This window comes from Zoogloea ramigera (assembly GCF_006539865.1).
Taxonomy (GTDB): Bacteria; Pseudomonadota; Gammaproteobacteria; order Burkholderiales; family Rhodocyclaceae; genus Zoogloea; species Zoogloea ramigera.
In genome coordinates this window covers 27,057-44,562 of the sequence record NZ_BJNV01000043.1, presented here as the reverse complement: position 1 = coordinate 44,562, position 17,506 = coordinate 27,057, and the positions used below count along the sequence as shown (strand labels likewise).

Annotated in this window: 14 protein-coding genes; 5 read left to right on the top strand and 9 right to left on the bottom strand. The window is 68.6% G+C overall.

Features of this window, described 5'->3' with window-relative positions; genetic code table 11:
• Positions 1-40 precede the first annotated feature (40 nt).
• From ZRA01_RS12645 to argS, 4 genes are read right to left on the bottom strand one after another with little or no spacing between them, the layout of a single operon-like run.
• Entirely contained in the window at positions 41-811 is a 771-nt protein-coding gene (locus ZRA01_RS12645; RefSeq protein ID WP_141352724.1) for an SDR family oxidoreductase, read from the bottom strand.
• 55 nt (positions 812-866) lie between these two features.
• Positions 867-1,505 (bottom strand): thiol:disulfide interchange protein DsbA/DsbL, encoded by a 639-nt coding sequence (locus ZRA01_RS12640; RefSeq protein WP_141352722.1) that lies wholly within the window; start codon positions 1,503-1,505, stop codon positions 867-869.
• A 29-nt stretch (positions 1,506-1,534) separates the two neighbouring features.
• Positions 1,535-2,326, bottom strand: coding sequence for an SPOR domain-containing protein (locus tag ZRA01_RS12635; protein WP_141352720.1), 792 nt, complete (start codon positions 2,324-2,326; stop codon positions 1,535-1,537).
• A gap of 17 nt (positions 2,327-2,343) precedes the next feature.
• Entirely contained in the window at positions 2,344-4,077 is a 1,734-nt protein-coding gene (argS, locus tag ZRA01_RS12630) for an arginine--tRNA ligase (RefSeq protein WP_141352718.1), read from the bottom strand.
• Positions 4,078-4,233: 156 nt separating this feature from the next.
• On the opposite strand from argS, the gene ZRA01_RS12625 reads away from it, so the two are divergent.
• The 5 genes from ZRA01_RS12625 (at position 4,234) to ZRA01_RS12605 (ending at position 10,797) form a co-directional block, all read left to right on the top strand.
• A complete protein-coding gene (locus ZRA01_RS12625; RefSeq protein WP_141352716.1) occupies positions 4,234-4,902 on the top strand; it encodes a hypothetical protein in 669 nt (222 codons plus the stop codon).
• 69 nt (positions 4,903-4,971) lie between these two features.
• On the top strand, positions 4,972-6,498 hold the full coding sequence (gene ubiB, locus ZRA01_RS12620) for a ubiquinone biosynthesis regulatory protein kinase UbiB (protein ID WP_141352714.1): 1,527 nt from the start codon (positions 4,972-4,974) through the stop codon (positions 6,496-6,498).
• 96 nt (positions 6,499-6,594) lie between these two features.
• Positions 6,595-8,724, top strand: coding sequence for an ornithine--oxo-acid transaminase (gene rocD / locus ZRA01_RS21260; RefSeq protein WP_141352712.1), 2,130 nt, complete (start codon positions 6,595-6,597; stop codon positions 8,722-8,724).
• Entirely contained in the window at positions 8,721-9,071 is a 351-nt protein-coding gene (locus ZRA01_RS12610) for a YajD family HNH nuclease (protein ID WP_141352710.1), read from the top strand. The genes rocD and ZRA01_RS12610 overlap by 4 nt, the downstream gene beginning before the upstream one ends.
• Positions 9,072-9,534: 463 nt before the next feature.
• The gene (locus tag ZRA01_RS12605) at positions 9,535-10,797 is read left to right on the top strand and encodes an Hsp70 family protein (protein ID WP_141352708.1); all 1,263 of its coding nucleotides are present in this window, start codon (positions 9,535-9,537) and stop codon (positions 10,795-10,797) included.
• 22 nt (positions 10,798-10,819) lie between these two features.
• On the opposite strand, the gene ZRA01_RS12600 is transcribed toward ZRA01_RS12605, so the two are convergent.
• The 5 genes from ZRA01_RS12600 to ZRA01_RS12580 form a co-directional block, all read right to left on the bottom strand.
• Positions 10,820-12,094 carry a GGDEF domain-containing protein gene (locus tag ZRA01_RS12600; RefSeq protein ID WP_170182972.1) on the bottom strand — a complete coding sequence of 425 codons (1,275 nt, stop codon included), beginning with the start codon at positions 12,092-12,094 and terminating at the stop codon, positions 10,820-10,822.
• Positions 12,091-12,828 (bottom strand): ABC transporter substrate-binding protein, encoded by a 738-nt coding sequence (locus ZRA01_RS12595; RefSeq protein ID WP_218028716.1) that lies wholly within the window; start codon positions 12,826-12,828, stop codon positions 12,091-12,093. The genes ZRA01_RS12600 and ZRA01_RS12595 overlap by 4 nt, the downstream gene beginning before the upstream one ends.
• Before the next feature lie 104 nt (positions 12,829-12,932).
• Positions 12,933-13,664, bottom strand: a complete 732-nt coding sequence (locus ZRA01_RS12590; RefSeq protein ID WP_141352704.1) for a glutamine amidotransferase — start codon at positions 13,662-13,664, stop codon at positions 12,933-12,935.
• Between the two features lie 283 nt (positions 13,665-13,947).
• The gene (gene accC, locus ZRA01_RS12585) at positions 13,948-15,951 is read right to left on the bottom strand and encodes an acetyl-CoA carboxylase biotin carboxylase subunit (RefSeq protein WP_141352703.1); all 2,004 of its coding nucleotides are present in this window, start codon (positions 15,949-15,951) and stop codon (positions 13,948-13,950) included.
• Positions 15,952-15,970: 19 nt separating this feature from the next.
• On the bottom strand, positions 15,971-17,506 hold the full coding sequence (locus ZRA01_RS12580) for an acyl-CoA carboxylase subunit beta (RefSeq protein WP_141352701.1): 1,536 nt from the start codon (positions 17,504-17,506) through the stop codon (positions 15,971-15,973).

Sequence of the window (17,506 nt, the reverse complement as noted above, 5' to 3'; positions counted from 1 at the left end):
TCCCCACGGGGGGCGGGGCGAAGCCCGGCCCTGGGGGCGCTCAGGTGTCGAGCAGACCACGGGGCTTACGCCCCGCGCGCGCAAAAATCCGGTCGAAGAGCGGGTTCGGCAACAGGCGCAGCAGCTTGGCCACCACGCCCATCTGCCAGGGGATCACCGTGTAGCCGGTGCCGGCGTCGATGGCCCGCGCAAAGCGCCGCGCGGCCTCGTCGGCCGGCAGCATGAAGGGCATCGGGTAATCGTTGACGACCGTCATCGGCGTCTCGATGTAGCCCGGCGCGATGGTGACGACCTTCACGCCGCTGCCGTGCAGCTCGACGCGCAGGCTCTCGAGGTAGGCGATCACCGCCGCCTTCGAGGCACTGTAGGCACCCGCCCCCGGCAGGCCACGGATACCCGCCACCGACGCGATGCCCACCAGCCGGCCCGCCCCGCGCTCACGCATCGGCGCGACGAAGGGCTGGAAGGTGGCGACCATGCCGAGCACGTTGGTGCGCAGCACCCGCTCGAAGGCGGCCAGATCGCCGGCCTCCTCGGTGAGGGTTCCCACCGACACGCCAGCGTTGGCGATCACCACGTCGGGCAGCCCGAAACGCCCATTGAAATCGGCCGCTGCCTCGGCCAGCGCGGCCGGTGCAGCCACGTCGAGGCGATACACCGCGTGCTCACCGGGCAGGCTTCGGGCGAGCGCGTCGAGGGCGTCCCTGCGACGCCCGACCAGCCCGAGCGTGGCCCCGCGGGCGGCATAGTGGCGGGCAAGCGCCGCGCCGATGCCGCTGGATGCGCCGGTGATGAAGACCCGCAATGGCATGGGGGGACGAATCGGGAGATCGGCAGGTGCCGCCCGGGCGGGCCGCACCGCCAGCTTACTTGCGGCCCTGCTCGCCGCGGGCGCGGACGATCAGCTGGTCCGCCGACTTGAGCGCGGCTTCATGGCTGCCGGCGATCGAGGCCGACGTGAAGTACTTGCCATCGACGGCCAGCAGCGGCACGCCCTGAACCTTGTAGTTGCGGCCCAGATCTTCGATGCGCTTGAGGCGCACACCGACGTTGAAGGAGCGATAGGCCTCGGCGAACTTCTTGGCGTCGACACCCTTCTTGACCGCCCACTCCTGGGCACCCGCCTCGGTGTGCAGCGGCAGCTTCTCGGACTGCACCGCGTCGAAGATCTGCCCATGCAGGCGGGCGTGGTCGCCGGTGGTCTCGAGGGTCAGGAAGAGCTTGGCCAGGCCGGCGAGCTGCGGGTTGCCCCAGGTCACCGGCACGCGGGTGAAGACCACGTCGGAGGGCAGCTTCTTGACCCACAGCTCGAGCAGCGGATCGAAGCTCTTGCAGTGGGGGCAGCCGTAATGGAAGAACTCCAGGATCTCGACCTTGCCCTTGGCCTCGGTGGGCTGGGGCGGCGCCACCAGCTCGTAGCCCACGGGCTGGGCCAGGGCCGGCAGGCCCACGCCACCGAGAACCGCCAGCGCGGAAAGCTGTTTGAGGACGTCACGACGCTGCATTACGCTTACTCCTAGGTTCTTCAAAGCACTCATTGAGGGGCCGGGGCGGGTTTTGGTTCCTTCGGCTTGATCTTGACGACGGCGGTGCCGATGCCGCTGGCGGTGAGCTGCTCACGCGCCTTGCTCATCGCCTCCTGGCCCATGTAGGGGCCGACGCGCACCCGGTGCATCGTGCCTTTCTCGGGCACGTCGACCTTTTGCACGCTGGCCTCCACCCCCATCAACGCAAGACGCGCCTTCAGGTTGTCCGCCTCGGAGGGATCTTCGAAGGCGCCGGCCTGCAGGTAGAACTTCTCGGGCACCAGCGGCTTGTCGAGGAGGGCCGCCTCGGCCTTGGCACGCTCGGCGTCGTCCTTCGACTTGTCCACCTTGTCGGCCTTGTCTTCCTTGGCAGGTTTTGCCGCCTCGTCGGGCTTGGCGGGCTTGGGCTTGTCGGCCTTGTCCGTCTTGTCGACCTTGTCGGCTTTCTCGGGCTTGACGATCTCGGTGGTCTCCTCGGGCTTCTCCGGTGCGGGCAGCGCGTCGGAACCCTTGGGCAGCACGTTGTAGAAATCGAAACGCGGCTTCTCGACCGGCTTGTCACCCGGCTTGCCGGGCAGGGCGATGGGCTCGCTGGCGGGCTTGGGCGGCTGCGGCGCCGGCGCGGGCCTGTCGTCCTGCCTGGCTTTGGGGAAGGGCGACGACGAGGTGAAGTACAGCGCAATGCCCGCCGCGACCAGCGCACCGAGGATCAGGCCGACGAAAATCCCCACCAGGGTGCTGCCCCGGCTGGCTGACTTGGGTGTCTTGGTCTGCAGGCGAGGCTTTTGATCGCGGGTCATGAACAGGCCGTCTGAAATTACATGGAATCGGGAGCGGACACACCCAGCAGCGCGAGGCCGCTGCGGATCACCTGACGCACCGCCGCGGCCAGCGCCAGGCGGGCCAGCTTGAGGCCTTCGTCGTCCACCAGCATGCGCTCGGCGTTGTAGTAGCTGTGGAACTCGCCGGCCAGATCCTTGAGATAGAAGGCGATCTGGTGCGGCGCGTAGTCGGCCGCGGCGCCCTGCACGACTTCGGGGAAGGCCGTGAGGCGGGCGCACAGGGCCAGCTCGCGCTCGTTGTCGAGGCGGGCGAGGTCGGCGCCGGGCAGGTCGGCCAGCACGCCGTTCCACTGGCCCAGCACCGAGCACAGGCGGGCGTGGGCGTACTGGATGTAATACACCGGGTTCTCGTTGCTCTGGCTCTTGGCGAGGTCGAGGTCGAAATCGAGGTGCTGGTCGGCCTTGCGCAGCACGTAGAAGAAGCGGCAGGCGTCGTTGCCAACCTCGCGGCGCAGCTCGCGCAGGGTGACGAACTCGCCCGAGCGGGTGGACATCGCGGCCTTCTGGCCGTCGCGGTAGAGCACCGCAAACTGCACCAGCGCCACGTCGAGCTTCTCGGGCGGCAGGCCCAGCGCCTGCAGCGCGCCCTTCACGCGCGGGATGTAGCCGTGGTGGTCGGCGCCCCAGATATCGATGATGCGGTCGAAGCCGCGCTCGTACTTGTTGGCGTGGTAGGCGATGTCGGATGCGAAGTAGGTGAACAGGCCGTTCTCGCGCTGCACCACGCGGTCCTTCTCGTCGCCGAAGGCGGTGGAGCGGAACCACTTGGCGCCGTCCTGCACATACAGGTGGCCGCGGGCCTCGAGCTCGGTGACGGCCTTCTCGACCAGGCCGGTGTCGAACAGCGAGCGCTCGGAGAACCACTTGTCGAAGGTGACGCCGAACTCTTCAAGGTCCTCGCGGCCGTCGCCGAGCTGCTCGGTGAGCGCAAAGCCGTGCACCCAGGCGTAGTCGGCGCCGAGCAGGTTCTTGGCGTTGGCGATCAGCGCGTCCAGGTGGCCTTCCTTGTCGGCCTCGACGGACGGCGCGTCCTGCAGCACCTCGGCGGCGCTCACCTTGGCGAAGCGGTCGGCGTGGGCTTCCTTGATCTGGGCGGCCATGTCCTTCACGTAGTCGCCCTGGTAGGCGTTGGGCGGGAAGGCGATGGCGATGCCGAAGAGATCGAGATAACGCAGCCAGGTGGACAGCGCGAGGATGTCCATCTGCCGGCCGGCGTCGTTGATGTAGTACTCGCGGGTCACGTCGAAGCCGGCAAAATCGAGCACGTCGGAGAGCGACGCGCCGTAGGCCGCGCCGCGGCCGTGGCCGACGTGGAGCGGGCCGGTGGGGTTGGCGGAGACGAACTCGACCTGCACCTTGACGCCGCTCTTCTGGCCGCGGCCGAAGGCCTCGCCCTGCTCGAGCACGCGCTGCACGACCGCCGTCTTGGCGTCGGAGGCCAGCGTGAAGTTGATGAAGCCGGCGCCGGCCACCTCGGCCTTGGCGACCAGGCTGGAGGCCGGCAGCTCGGCCAGCAGCAGGTTGGCCAGGTCGCGCGGGTTGCGCTTGAGGGGCTTGGCGAGCTGCAGGGCCAGGTTGCTCGCAAAATCCCCGTGACCGGCCTGCTTCGGACGCTCCAGGTTGATGGGGGTATCGGCCTGTTCGGGGGCCACGCTGAGGAGCGCGGCACGCAGGAGGTCGGCAAGCTGGGTCTTGGAATCGGCGCTCATGGCAAAAAGCTGCGGCTAAAAGTCCCGGATTATATCGAAGCGGGGGGCATCCCGGCGGCTGCGCTCACGCCGGGCGCCAACAAAGTGCGGCGGAGGTGACGAAGACCCGCCCGATGGCGTATGTTTGAGGGATCACGCAGCCCAGCGAGTCACGCCGTGGATCTTCGCCGCCGTACCAATTGCCGCCCCTGGCCCTCCCTCCGCCGTGGCACCGCCACCCTGCTGGGGGCCTTAGGCTTGCTGGCCGCCGGCAGCGCGCTGGCCGAGCCGCCCACCCTCGACTGGCGCCTGCCGCTGCCGGCCGGCGTGGGCTGGCGTGTCGTCGAGTGGCGCGCGGGCCAGGGCGTCCGCCACGAGGAATACATCCCCCGCGACCAGGGCATCGAGGACTACCGCGACCGCCTCCTGGTGCAGCGCTTCGCCGACCAGGGCATGAGCCCCGACGCCTACCTCGGCCACATCGCCAGCGGCCTCGCCTCCCACTGCAGCCCCTTCACCACCAGCGGCCTCACCAGCGGCGAGCGCGACGGCCTGCCCCACGCCACCCGCACCGCCTACTGCGGGCGCTTCGGCGAGCGCAACTACGGCTACGTGCTGGCCCAGAAGGCCATCCGCGACGGCGACCACCTCTTCGTGGTCGAGCGGGAATGGCGCCTGCCCCCCTTCGGCGTCGATAGCGACGGCCTGGCCCGCCTCGACTTCGGCACGCCCGCCGCCGACGAAGCCCTCAGGCGCGACATCCGCAACACCGTGCGCTGGCTCGTCGAGCAGGTCCATCCGGGCGTCCAGCCGCCGCCGCCCGAGCGCCCGCGCCGTCGGCGCTGAGGCCGGCCCGCCGCTTTCACCGCCCGGGCTTTCCGGGCACAATCCGCGTTTTCCCTTCTGCCTGCCGCCGTGCGCCTCTTTCGCCTCGTCAAGATCATCTCCGTCAGCCTGAAATACGGGCTCGACCAGATGATCCTCTCCAACGAGCCGACCGGCCGGCTCGCTTGGCTCAGCCGCTACCGCCGCCGCTTCGACGAGCCCGCCGGCGCCCGCCTGCGCCAGGCCCTCGAATCCCTCGGCCCGATCTTCGTCAAGTTCGGCCAGATGCTGTCCACCCGCCGCGACCTGCTGCCGCCGGCCATCGCCGAAGAGCTCGCCCGTCTCCAGGACCGCGTGCCGCCCTTCCCCACCGAAGAGGCGCTGGCCCAGCTGCACGCCGCCTACGGCAAGCCGGTGGACGAGGTCTTCGCCCGCTTCGACCGGCAGCCGGTGGCCTCGGCCTCGATCGCCCAGGTGCATTTCGCCCAGCTGCCCGACGGCACCGAGGTGGCGGTCAAGATCCTGCGCCCGGGCATCGCCCCGGTCATCACCCACGACCTGGCCCTGCTCGACGCGGCCGCCACGGTGCTCGAGAAGGTGTGGCCCGAGGGCCGCCGCCTCAAGCCGCGGGAGGTCGTGGCCGAGTTCTCCAAGTATCTGCGCGACGAGCTCGACCTGATGCGCGAGGCCGCCAACTGCTCGCAGCTGCGGCGCAACTTCAAGGATTCCGAGCTGCTGGTGGTGCCCGAAGTGCACTGGGACTGGTGCGCCACCAACGTGATGGTGATGGAGCGCATGAAGGGCATCCCCATCTCCCAGCTCGACAAGCTGCGCGCCGACGGCATCGACCTCAAGGCCCTGTCCCGGGCCGGCGTCGAGATCTTCTTCACCCAGGTCTTCCGCGACGGCTTCTTCCACGCCGACATGCACCCGGGCAACATCTTCGTCGCCACCGAGGGCCCCGCCCGCGGGCGCTACATCGCGCTCGACTTCGGCATCATCGGCACCCTCAACGACTCCGACAAAAAATACCTCGCCACCAACTTCCTGGCCTTCTTCCAGCGCGACTACCGCCGCGTGGCGCTGGCCCACATCGAGGCCGGCTGGGTGCCCGCCCACACCCGGGTGGACGAGTTCGAAGGCGCCATCCGCGCTGTCTGCGAACCGATCTTCGACCGCCCGCTAAAAGACATCTCCTTCGGCAAGACCTTGCTGCGCCTGTTCCAGACCGCCCGCCGCTTCGAGATGGAGGTGCAGCCCCAGCTGGTGCTGCTGCAAAAAACCCTGCTCAACATCGAGGGCCTTGGCCGCCAGCTCGACCCCGACCTCGACCTCTGGAAAACCGCCAAGCCCTTCCTCGAACGCTGGATGAACGACCAGATCGGCTGGCGCGCGCTGGTCAACCAGCTCAAGAACGAAGCCCCCGACTGGGCCGGCACCCTGCCCCAGCTGCCGCGCCTGATCCACCAGCACCTCACCGCCCCCCACAGCGACGCCCTGCCCGCCCAGGTCGCCCGGCTGGCCGACGAAACCCGCCGCCAGAACCGCTGGATCGCCGCCATGGCCGGCCTGCTGGCAGTGCTGATCGGCCTCGAAGCCTGGCGCTGGCTGCACTGAGGCCCAGCCTCGCCCACACCCCGCCGGCGGCCTGAACGAATCGGCCGCCCGCCCGCTCCAACAGGCAAGACTTCCGCCCACCCGCGAAGGACCATCATGCCAGCCCCGTTCGTGCCCTCCCGCCCGGTCCACATCGTCGGCGTCGGCTCCTGCCTCGGCGCCCCCATCTTCGGCCCCGCCGCCGGGCCCCGCGCCCTGCGCGCCCTCGGCCTCGACGCCCAGCTCCGCCAGCGCGGCGTGCGCGCCCGCTGGGAGGCCCTGTTCGAACCCTCGGCCCCCAAGCCGCCCCACCCGCCGATGCCCGAGCGCCTGGCCCTGGTCAGCAACCTGCTGCACGACCTGGCCGACAGCGTCGCCGGCATCTGCGACGAAGGCGCGATCCCCCTCGTGCTGGGCGGCGACCACGCCATCGGCGCCGGCACCTGGCGCGGCGTCGCGCGCAGCCTGGCCCCCCGCGGCAAGCTCGGCCTGATCTGGATCGACGCCCACCTCGACGCCCACACCGAGCGAACCACCCACACCGGCAACATCCACGGCATGCCCCTGTCGGCGCTGCTGGGGGTCGGCCACGAGGCTCTCACCGGCCTGCCCGGCCCGCACCTCGACCCGGCCCACGTGGCCATCGTCGGCGCCCGCTCGTGGGAGCCCGAAGAGCTGGAGCTGCTCCAGAAGCTCGGCGTGAAGATCTTCTTCATGCCCGAAGTCCAGGCCCGCGGCCTGCCCGCCGTGCTGTGCGAGGCCATGACCATCGCCCGCGAGGGCACCGCCGGCTTCGGCGTGTCGGTGGACCTCGACTCCATCGACTGCGCCGCACTGCCCGCCACCACCTGCCTGGTGCCCGACGGCCTCGACCCGCAGGAGCTCGTCGACGCCCTCCACGGCCTGCGCAGCTGCGCCGACCTGATGGCCCTCGAGATCGTCGAATACGTGCCCGAGCGCGACCGCGACGGCAGCGGCGCCGGCTGGGTGCGCGACATCGCCGCCGCCGCCCTCGGCCCCACCACCGCCCAGCTGCGCCAACGCGAAGACACCTTCGGCGCCCGCAACTACGCCCCGCTGCCGGTGGTGTTCACCCGCGGCGAGGGCGTCTGGCTGTGGGACGTCGAGGGCCGGCGCTACCTCGACATGATGAGCGCCTACTCGGCGGTCAGCTTCGGCCACAGCCACCCGCGCCTGGTGCGCGCCCTCACCGAGCAGGCCAGCCGGCTCGCACTCACCTCGCGGGCCTACTCCAACGACCGCCTGCCGCTGATGCTCGAGCGCCTGTCGGCCCTGCTCGGCTACGACCGCGCGCTGCCGGTAAACACCGGCCTCGAAGCCGTCGAGACCGCCATCAAGGCCGCCCGCAAGTGGGCCTACAAGCTCAAGGGCGTGGCCGACGGCCAGGCCGAGATCATCGTCTGCGCCAACAACTTCCACGGCCGCTCAACCACCATCGTCGGCTTCTCGTCCGAGGCCCAGTACCGCGACGGCTTCGGCCCCTTCGCGCCGGGCTTCTGCAGCATCCCCTACGGCGACGCAGCGGCCCTCGAGGCAGCCATCACCCCCAACACCACGGCCTTCCTGTTTGAACCCATCCAGGGCGAAGGCGGCATCGTGATCCCGCCCGCCGGCTGGCTCGCCCGCTGCGCCGAAGTCTGCCGCCAGCACAACGTGCTCTTGATCGCCGACGAGGTGCAGACCGGCCTCGGCCGCACCGGCCGCCTGCTCGCCTGCGAACACGAGGGCGTGCGCCCCGACGGGGTGATCCTCGGCAAGGCCCTCGGCGGCGGGCTGCTGCCGGTGTCGGCCTTCCTGGCCAACGACGCGCTGATGCAGGTCTTCCGCCCGGGCGACCACGGCTCCACCTTCGGCGGCAACCCGCTCGCCGCCGCGGTCGCCGACGAGGCCCTGCGCCTCCTCGCCGACGAGCGCCTGGCCGAGCGCGCAGCCCGCCTCGGCGCCACCTTCCTGGCCCGGCTGCAGGCCATCGAGAGCCCGCTGATCCGCGAAGTGCGCGGCCGAGGGCTGCTGATCGGCATGGAGCTCGACACCCGCCGCGTGAACGCCCGCACCGCCGCCGAATGGCTGCTCGCCCGCGGCCTGATGACCAAGGACACCCACGACAGCGTGCTGCGCTTCGCCCCGCCGCTGATCGTCGGCGAGCCCGAGCTCGAATGGGCCGCCGAAGTCATCGAAGACGCCCTGGCCGACCTGGCCACCCGCTTCCCTGGAGCCCAAGCATGAGCGAAAAACTCGACCGCCTCGTCCTCGAAGCCCGCCGCGCCGCCGACAAGCGCGCCGAGGGCTACCGCGAAAAAGCCCTCAAGATCTACCCCTGGATCTGCGGCCGCTGCACCCGCGAATTCACCCACGCCAACCTGCGCGAACTCACCGTGCACCACCGCGACCACAACCACGACAACAACCCGCCCGACGGCAGCAACTGGGAGCTGCTGTGCCTCTACTGCCACGACAACGAGCACCAGCGCCAGCTCGAAGCCACCCAGGGCAACGTCACCGCCAAGCAACCCGGCAAGGCTGCGACGCACAATCCGTTTGCAGCGCTGGCGGGGTTGATCAAGAAGGAGTGAGGCATCCGGGCTGGAAGACATCTCGCGCGCTCCGCTCTACCGCCCCGCGCTGCCAGCGCATACCCGGCGCAAGGTAAAAGATACCTCAGGGGGATTTTTTGATTCCTCCGGGCTCCCAACAAATACGAATTCCTCGTGCCCCTTCACGAGGTCGGGATTTAAAAATCCCAAAACGGCTTTACTTAATCCCGATTCGCTCCTAAAAAATCCCTCGCCGGTCCAAAAAATAAGCTCCGAGGGATCTTTTAATCCCGTTTTTCTGCAGATAAATAAGGCAGCAGGGATTTCATTTTGCCGTCGAGCAATTAATTAATCGCCCGCGGGAATTAATTTGGACGTTTCCGGGATCAAACTCGGCAGATCGGGCCGGCCATCACCCCGCCGCCGAAGGCGGGCAGCCCCCCTCTTCCTCGCCAACGCCAAGGGGCGTAACATCCGCCCCCCGCTCTCTCCACGCCCGCCCATGAGCCCCGCCCCTGCCCGCGCCTGCGGAATCGACTTCGGAACCTCCAACTCCACCGTCGGCTGGCTGCGGCCCGGGGTGCCGGCGCTGCTGCCGCTGGAGGATGGCAAGCCGACGCTGCCGTCGGCGGTGTTCTTCAATGCCGACGAGGAGAGCACCCACTACGGGCGCGACGCACTGCAGGAATACCTGGAGGGCTACGAAGGCCGGCTGATGCGCGCCCTGAAGAGCCTGCTCGGCAGCAACCTGATGGAAGGCAGCACCGAGGTGGGTGGGCGGGCGCTGCGCTACAGCGACCTGCTGGCGAGCTTCATCGGCGAGCTCAAGCGGCGGGCCGAGCGCGAGGCCGGGCGGCCCTTCGAGCAGGCGGTGTTCGGCCGCCCGGTGTTCTTTGTGGACGACAACCCCGCCGCCGACCGCCGCGCCCAGGACACCCTGGAGCACATCGCCCGCCAGGTGGGCTTCCGCGAGGTGAGCTTCCAGTTCGAGCCGATCGGCGCGGCGCTGCACTACGAGGCCTCGCTGGCCCGCGAAGAGCTGGTGCTGATCGCCGACATCGGCGGCGGCACGGCCGACTTCTCGCTGGTGCGCCTGTCGCCCGAGCGGGCCCGCCACATCGACCGCCACAGCGACCTGCTCGGCAACGCCGGCCTGCATGTGGGCGGCACCGATTTCGACCGGGCCCTGTCGCTGGAGTGCGTGATGCCGCTGCTGGGCCACAAGGGCCTGATGAAGAGCGGCGCCGCGATCCCGTCGGGGCTGTTCTTCCAGCTCGCCACCTGGCACACCATCAACTTCGCCTACACCCGCCAGGCCTTCGCCGACTTCCAGCACATCTACCGGGACGCCACCGCCAAGCGCGAGCTCGACCGCCTGGCCCGCCTGATCGGCCAGCGCGAAGGCCACTGGCTGGCGCTGCAGGTGGAGCAGGCCAAGATCGAGCTGTCAGCCGGGGCGAGCACCCGGCTGCAGCTGGACCGCCTGGAGCCGGGGCTGGAGCACGACATCAGCCGCGAGGATTTCGCCCAGGCCACCCACAGCCTGGTGGAGCGGGTCGCCAGAACCGTGGATGAGCTGCTGACCCAGGCCGGCGTGGCCCGGGAGCACGTCGACAGCCTGTATTTCACCGGGGGCGCCAGCGGCGTGCCCCAGCTGCGGGCGCGCATCGCCGCCGAGCTGCCCCGGGCGCGCTGCGTGGAGGGCGACCTGTTCGGCAGCATCGGCGCCGGCCTCGCGGTGGAGGCGGCGCGGCGTTACGGGTGAACCTGGGGTGATCCCGGGGTGATCACAGCCCGTCCGGCCGGCGGGTGACGACCGTGCGGTTGCGGCCGGCGCGCTTGGCTTCGTAGAGGCCCAGATCGGCCCGGGCGAGGCTCTCTTCGAGGCCGCAGCCAGAGGCATCGGCCAGGCCCAGGCTGAAGGTCACGCTCAGGTGGCGCCCGTCGGGCAGCACGGGGGGGCTCTCGAGCAGGCGGGTGCGCAGGCGCTCGCCGAGCAGCTGCGCCTCTTCGGGCGTGGTCTCGGGGAGCACGAAGGCGAACTCCTCGCCGCCGTAGCGGCACACCCGGTCGGTCTGGCGCAGGGTGTCGCCGAGGAGCATGGCGAAGGTCTTCAGCACATGGTCGCCCGCGGCGTGGCCGAGGGTGTCGTTGACCTGCTTGAAGTGGTCGAGGTCGGCGATGCCGACGGTGATCGGCCGGCCGTAGCGGGCCGCCCGCGCCATCTCGTCGGCGGCCAGCGCCATGAAATGGTGCCGGTTGAACAGCCCGGTGAGCCCGTCGGTGGTGGCCAGGCGCTCGAGACGCAGGCGCACCTCGTCGTTCTCGAGCAGGGTGGCGTGGAAGCGGACGATGGCGTCCTCGACGGCCCGGATCTCGGCCATCGGCCCGGGCGGGAAGGCCGGCACCGGCCCGCGGGGGTCGAGGGCTGACAGCACCCGGCGGATCCGCTGCAGAGGGCGGATCAGATAACGCCGCACGACCAGCAGGAAGGCCGCCATGAAGCCGGCCATCAGGGCCAGGTTGAAGAGCAGCTTGTAGCTCGCCTGCGCCATCTCGCCAGACATGCGGCCCAGCTCGCGGCCCATCCGCTTGCCACCTTCCACCGACAGGTCGTCGGCCATCAGGCGCAGGCGGCTGGAGAGCGCCTCCCAGACCTGCATGTCAGCCGGCGTCGCCGGGGCCTCGACCTGCTGCAGGAAACGCTCGACCTCGGCGGCCAGGCTGGCCGTGCGCGGGTCGTCCGCCATGCCCGGCTGGGCCGACAGCACATGCACCAGGAACAGCGCGTCCTGGCGACCGGCCGGGCTGGATGCCGTCAATACGCGCTGGCCCTCGAGGCGCAACTGTTCGAGATTGCGCCCGAGGCGCTGGCGCTCGATGGTCCACGGCACCGTCTCGCCCTGCAGCCGCCCCGCCGCCACGCCGACCGCGTAGAGATCCACCGCCAGCCAGACGACCCCGCACACCGCGATCGCCGCAAAGACGCTGGTGAGCGCCAGCAGCACACGCCCGGCCCGCCAGGTTCGATGCACATCAGCGGGCTTGGCGGGGGTCGTCACTGGAGGCGGAAAGGGATGAAGCGCGTGTTGATGCGATCGAAACGACCATCGCGCTTGATCTCGTCGATGGCATCGTTGAGCTTGTCGAGCAGCGCTCGGTCACGCGGATTGACCCCCAGCGCGGCATCGCCGGCGAGTTCCGGGTCCTGGACCACGGTGCTGGCCAGACCCTGGGCAGACATGCGGGGGTCCTGCTGCAGCGCGACGGCGTTCGCCATCGGCAGCAGGGTGGCCTGGGCCTGCCCGGTGGCAAGCGCTCCAAAGATGGCCTCGTGGTTGTCGAAGGGCAGCTGCGCCCAGCCGCGGGCCTGGGCGTAGCGGGCCTGGATGCCGCCCTTCACGACAGCGACCCGCGCCTCGCCAGGCTTGACGCCGGGCCGGGCAAACCAGACGCTGATCGAGCGGTAATAGGGCTTGGTGAGCAGCAGCCGGGCGCGGCGTTCGGGGGTGACCAGCAGGCTCACGGCGGCGAAGTCGACCTCGCCTGCAGCCACGGCGTCGACCACCCGGTCGAGAGTGAGCACGACCGTCTCACAGCGGGCGGCCAGCTCCTTGCACAGCTCACGCATGACTTCGACATTGAAACCGGTCAACCCGCCAGAGGCGTCGACGTATGACATGGGCGGTGAATGGTGGATCACCCCGACCTTCAGCACGCGCTCGGCCCCGTGGGCCAGGCCGACGACCGCCAGCAAGAGAAAGACGGACCAGCACCGGAAGATCGTTTTCGCCACCCCTTGGCTCCCTGCGGCACTCACGGGTGGATTCTACATGCAAACGCCATCAGCAGCGCCCGGCGCCAGCGACACGGCCCCGGAGGCGCTCAGTTTCGTTGCATTCAGGCACGCACGCCCACGGCTCGCTCCATGACGAAGCGCCCGAAGCGGGCCAGGATGGCCGCTGCGGCCGGGGTATCGATGACCGTCCGGGCGAGGGCCTCGGGGTCGGCCCCGTCGCTGCGCAGGGCATCGGCCAGATGCCGGATATAGCCACGCATCGCGGAGGCGTCGAACTCCGGGTGAAACTGCACGCCCCACGCGGCCTCGCCGACGCGGAAGGCGTGGTGAGGTTCGAAGTCGTTGCGGGCCAGGCATTCGGCCCCCGGGGGCAGGCGCACGGCGCTCTGGCGATGGACGGCCTGGGCATGGAAGACTTCCGGGAGCTCGGCAAACAGCGGGTCGGCGATGGCCGCCGGCGTCTTGCGGACGGCCACCGTGCCGATCTCGATGCCTTCCGGGTGCCAGTCGGCCTCGCCGCCCAGGGCGTGGGCCAGCAATTGATGGCCGTAGCAGATGCCGAGCACCGGCTTGCCGGCAGCCACCACCCGGGCCAGCCAGCGCGCGGTGGTCTCGCTCCAGGCGGCCCGGTCGGTCACCATGGCGCGGGAGCCGGTGACGACGGCGGCAGAGATCTCACCGGGATCGGGCAGGCCATGTGCATCAAAACGGGGATCGACGACCCGCACCGGTGCATCGCCCAGCGCTGCGGCGATCCAGGTTTCGAAGCCTCCCCTGCGGGCGGCGAGGTCAGGAATGGTGTCGCCAAGCTTGACGATGAGCAGGGGTAACACTTTCGGCGTCTCCGGGTGGTTCAGGCCATTCTGCAGCGGGTGCGGCCCGGCTCACCGTTAAATGTTGAACGGATGCGCCCAGAAACGGCCGCGGCCTGCGTCTTCCTGACCAAGCAGATCATGTGCCAACAACAAGGGGGCAAGATAAAAAAAGGGGTCGTCCTTCGACGACCCCAACTCCCTCGACAGGAACCCGCCCACAGGACGGGTCTCCCTCCCCATCGAACGAAACCTTGCAGACCCACCGGGCGGGAAGAACGCCCGGGGGGGTCGTTGGTGGTGCTTATTCGAACTCGATGATGACTTCGTCGACGGCCAGGCTGCCACCGGCGGAGGCCACAATCTTCTTGACCTTGCAGTCCTGCTCGGCCTTGAGGATGTTCTCCATCTTCATCGCCTCGATGACCGCCAGCTTCTCGCCAGCCTTCACTTCCTGGCCGACCTGGACGGAGACCTCACGCAGCAGGCCCGGCATCGGCGACAGCAGGAACTTGGAGAGGTCGGGCGGCAGCTTCTCGGGCATCAGGGCCAGCAGCTCGGCAGCGCGGGCGCTCATCACCATGAAGTCGGCACGCGTGCCCCAGTGGAACAGGCTGTACTTGGTCTTGTGACGCTCGACCTGCAGGGTGAAGGGCTCGCCGTTGCAGGTGCCGTTGAAGAGCGATTCGCCGAGCTTCCAGTCGGACTTGAGCTCGTATTGCTCGCCCTTGTACTCGACGTGGTAGCCGCCGGGGATCGGCTTGGCCGTCACCGGGTGGTTCTCGTTGCCTTCCTTGTTCAGGCGGATGACCATCCAGTGGTCGCCGACCAGACGCTCGTGGCCCTGGAGCTGGCCGGAGATCGAGGCGGAACGGTCGGTGAAGGCGCGGTAAACGTAGGCGGCCACCGAAACCAGCAGCGCCGGATCATCGTGGGGCACCATCGAGGCATCGAAACCCGTCGGGTAGTGCTTGGGGATGAAGCCGGTGTCGAAGATGCCGGAATGGAAGACCGGGTGCTGCATCAGCGCGGCCTGGAACGGAATGTTCGACGAAATGCCGCGGATCACGAAGGCATTGAGCGCGTCGCGCATGCGGGCGATCGCCTGCTCGCGGGTGGCGCCGTGGACGATCAGCTTGGCGATCATCGAGTCGTAGAACATCGAGATCTCGCCACCGTCGTAAACGCCGGTATCGACGCGCACTTGGCCCGGAATCTCGGCCGGCGGCTGGAACTTGACCAGACGACCGGTGGAGGGCAGGAAGCCGCGGAACGGGTCTTCGGCGTTGATCCGGCACTCCATCGCCCAGCCGTTGATCTGCACGTCGGCCTGGGCCAGCGGCAGCTTCTCGCCGTAGGCGACACGGATCATCTGCTCGACGAGGTCGAGGCCGGTGATGAGCTCGGTGACCGGGTGTTCCACCTGGAGACGGGTGTTCATCTCGAGGAAGTAGAACTCCTTGGTGGCGCCGGAGACGACGAACTCGACGGTGCCCGCCGATTCGTAATTGACCGCACGGGCCAGGGCCACGGCCTGCTCGCCCATCGCCTTGCGCATCTCGGGGTCGACGAAGGGGCTCGGCGCCTCCTCGATGACCTTCTGGTGGCGGCGCTGGATGGAGCAATCACGCTCGTTGAGATACACGTAGTTGCCGTGGGAGTCGCCCAGCACCTGGATCTCGATGTGGCGCGGCTCGAGCACGTACTTTTCGATGAAGACGCGGTCGTCGCCGAAGGAGTTGCGGGCTTCGTTGACGCAGGACGAGAAGCCTTCGTGGGCCTCGGCGTCGTTGTAGGCAACCCGCAGGCCCTTGCCGCCGCCGCCGGCGGAGGCCTTGATCATCACCGGATAGCCGATCTTCTTGGCGATCTCGACGGCTGCATCGGGACCGTCGATGGCATCGTTGTAGCCGGGGATGGTGTTCACGCCAGCTTCGATGGCGAGCTTCTTGGACTCGATCTTGTCACCCATCTTGGCGATGGAGTAGTGCTTCGGACCGATGAACTTGATACCCTCTTCTTCGAGGCGGCGGGAGAACTCGGCGTTCTCGGACAGGAAGCCGTAGCCCGGGTGAACCGCCTGGGCGCCGGTCTGCTTGCAGGCGGCGATGATCTTGTCGGCGACCAGGTAGGACTCTTTGGAGGCCGCCGGGCCGATGCACACGGCTTCGTCGGCGAGGTCCACGAACAGGGCGTCCTTGTCGGCCTCGGAGTACACGGCGACGGTGGCGATGCCCATCTTGCGGGCGGTCTTGATGACACGGCAAGCGATTTCGCCGCGGTTTGCAATCAGGATCTTGGTAAACATGTCTTGGCGTCCTCGGCGATCACAGCGGAATGTTGCCGTGCTTGCGCCACGGGTTGTCGAGCTGCTTGTCCTTCAGCATGGCCAGCGAGCGGGCGATGCGCTTGCGGGTGGCGTGGGGCATGATGACGTCGTCGATGAAGCCACGGGCGCCCGCCACGAAGGGGTTGGCGAACTTGGCCTTGTACTCGGCTTCGCGCTCGGCGAGCTTGGCGGGGTCGTTCTTTTCTTCGCGGAAGATGATCTCGACGGCGCCCTTCGGGCCCATCACCGCGATCTCGGCCGACGGCCAGGCGAGGTTCACGTCGCCGCGCAGGTGCTTGGACGACATCACGTCGTAGGCACCGCCGTAGGCCTTGCGGGTGATCACGGTGACCTTCGGCACGGTGCATTCGGCGTAGGCGTAGAGCAGCTTGGCGCCGTGCTTGATGATGCCGCCGTATTCCTGGGCGGTGCCCGGCATGAAGCCCGGCACATCGACGAAGGTGACCACCGGGATGTTGAAGGCGTCGCAGAAGCGCACGAAGCGGGCAGCCTTGATCGCCGACTTGATGTCGAGACAGCCGGCCAGCACCAGCGGCTGGTTGGCGACGATGCCGATCGGGCTGCCGTCGATGCGGCCGAAGCCGATGATGATGTTCTTGGCGTAGTCGGGCTGCAGCTCGAAGAAGTCGCTGTCGTCGACAACCTTGACGATCAGCTCTTTCATGTCGTACGGCTTGTTGGTGTTGTCCGGCACCAGGGTGTCGAGGGAATAGTCGAAGCGGTCGGCCGGGTCGTTGGTCGGCGTGACCGGCGGCATTTCCTTGTTGCTGGCCGGGATGAAGTTCATGAAGCGGCGCAGCATCGACAGGGCTTCGACGTCGTTCTCGAAGGCCAGGTCGGCAACACCGGACTTGGTGGTGTGGGTGACCGCGCCGCCCAGCTCTTCGGCGGTAACGTCTTCGTGGGTCACGGTCTTCACGACTTCGGGGCCGGTCACGAACATGTAGGACGAGTCCTTCACCATGAAGATGAAGTCGGTCATCGACGGCGAATACACCGCGCCGCCGGCACACGGACCCATGATCATGGAGATCTGCGGCACCACGCCGGAGGCCATCACGTTGCGCTGGAACACGTCGGCATAGCCGCCCAGGGAGGCGACGCCTTCCTGGATGCGGGCACCGCCCGAGTCGTTGAGGCCGATCACCGGGGCGCCGACCTTCATCGCCTGGTCCATCACCTTGCAGATCTTCTCGGCGTGGGTTTCGGACAGGGAGCCGCCGAACACGGTGAAGTCCTGGGAGAACACGAACACCAGCCGGCCGTTGATGGTGCCGTAACCGACGACGACACCGTCACCTGGGGTCTTCTCGGCCTGATCCATGCCGAAGTCGACGCAGCGGTGCTCCTTGAACATGTCCCATTCTTCGAAGGAATCGGGATCGAGCAGGAGTTCGATGCGCTCGCGGGCCGTCAGCTTGCCTTTCTTGTGCTGGCTGTCGATACGCTTCTGGCCGCCACCCAGGCGGGCCGCTTCGCGCTTCTTTTCCAGCTGGTGGATGATGTCGTGCAT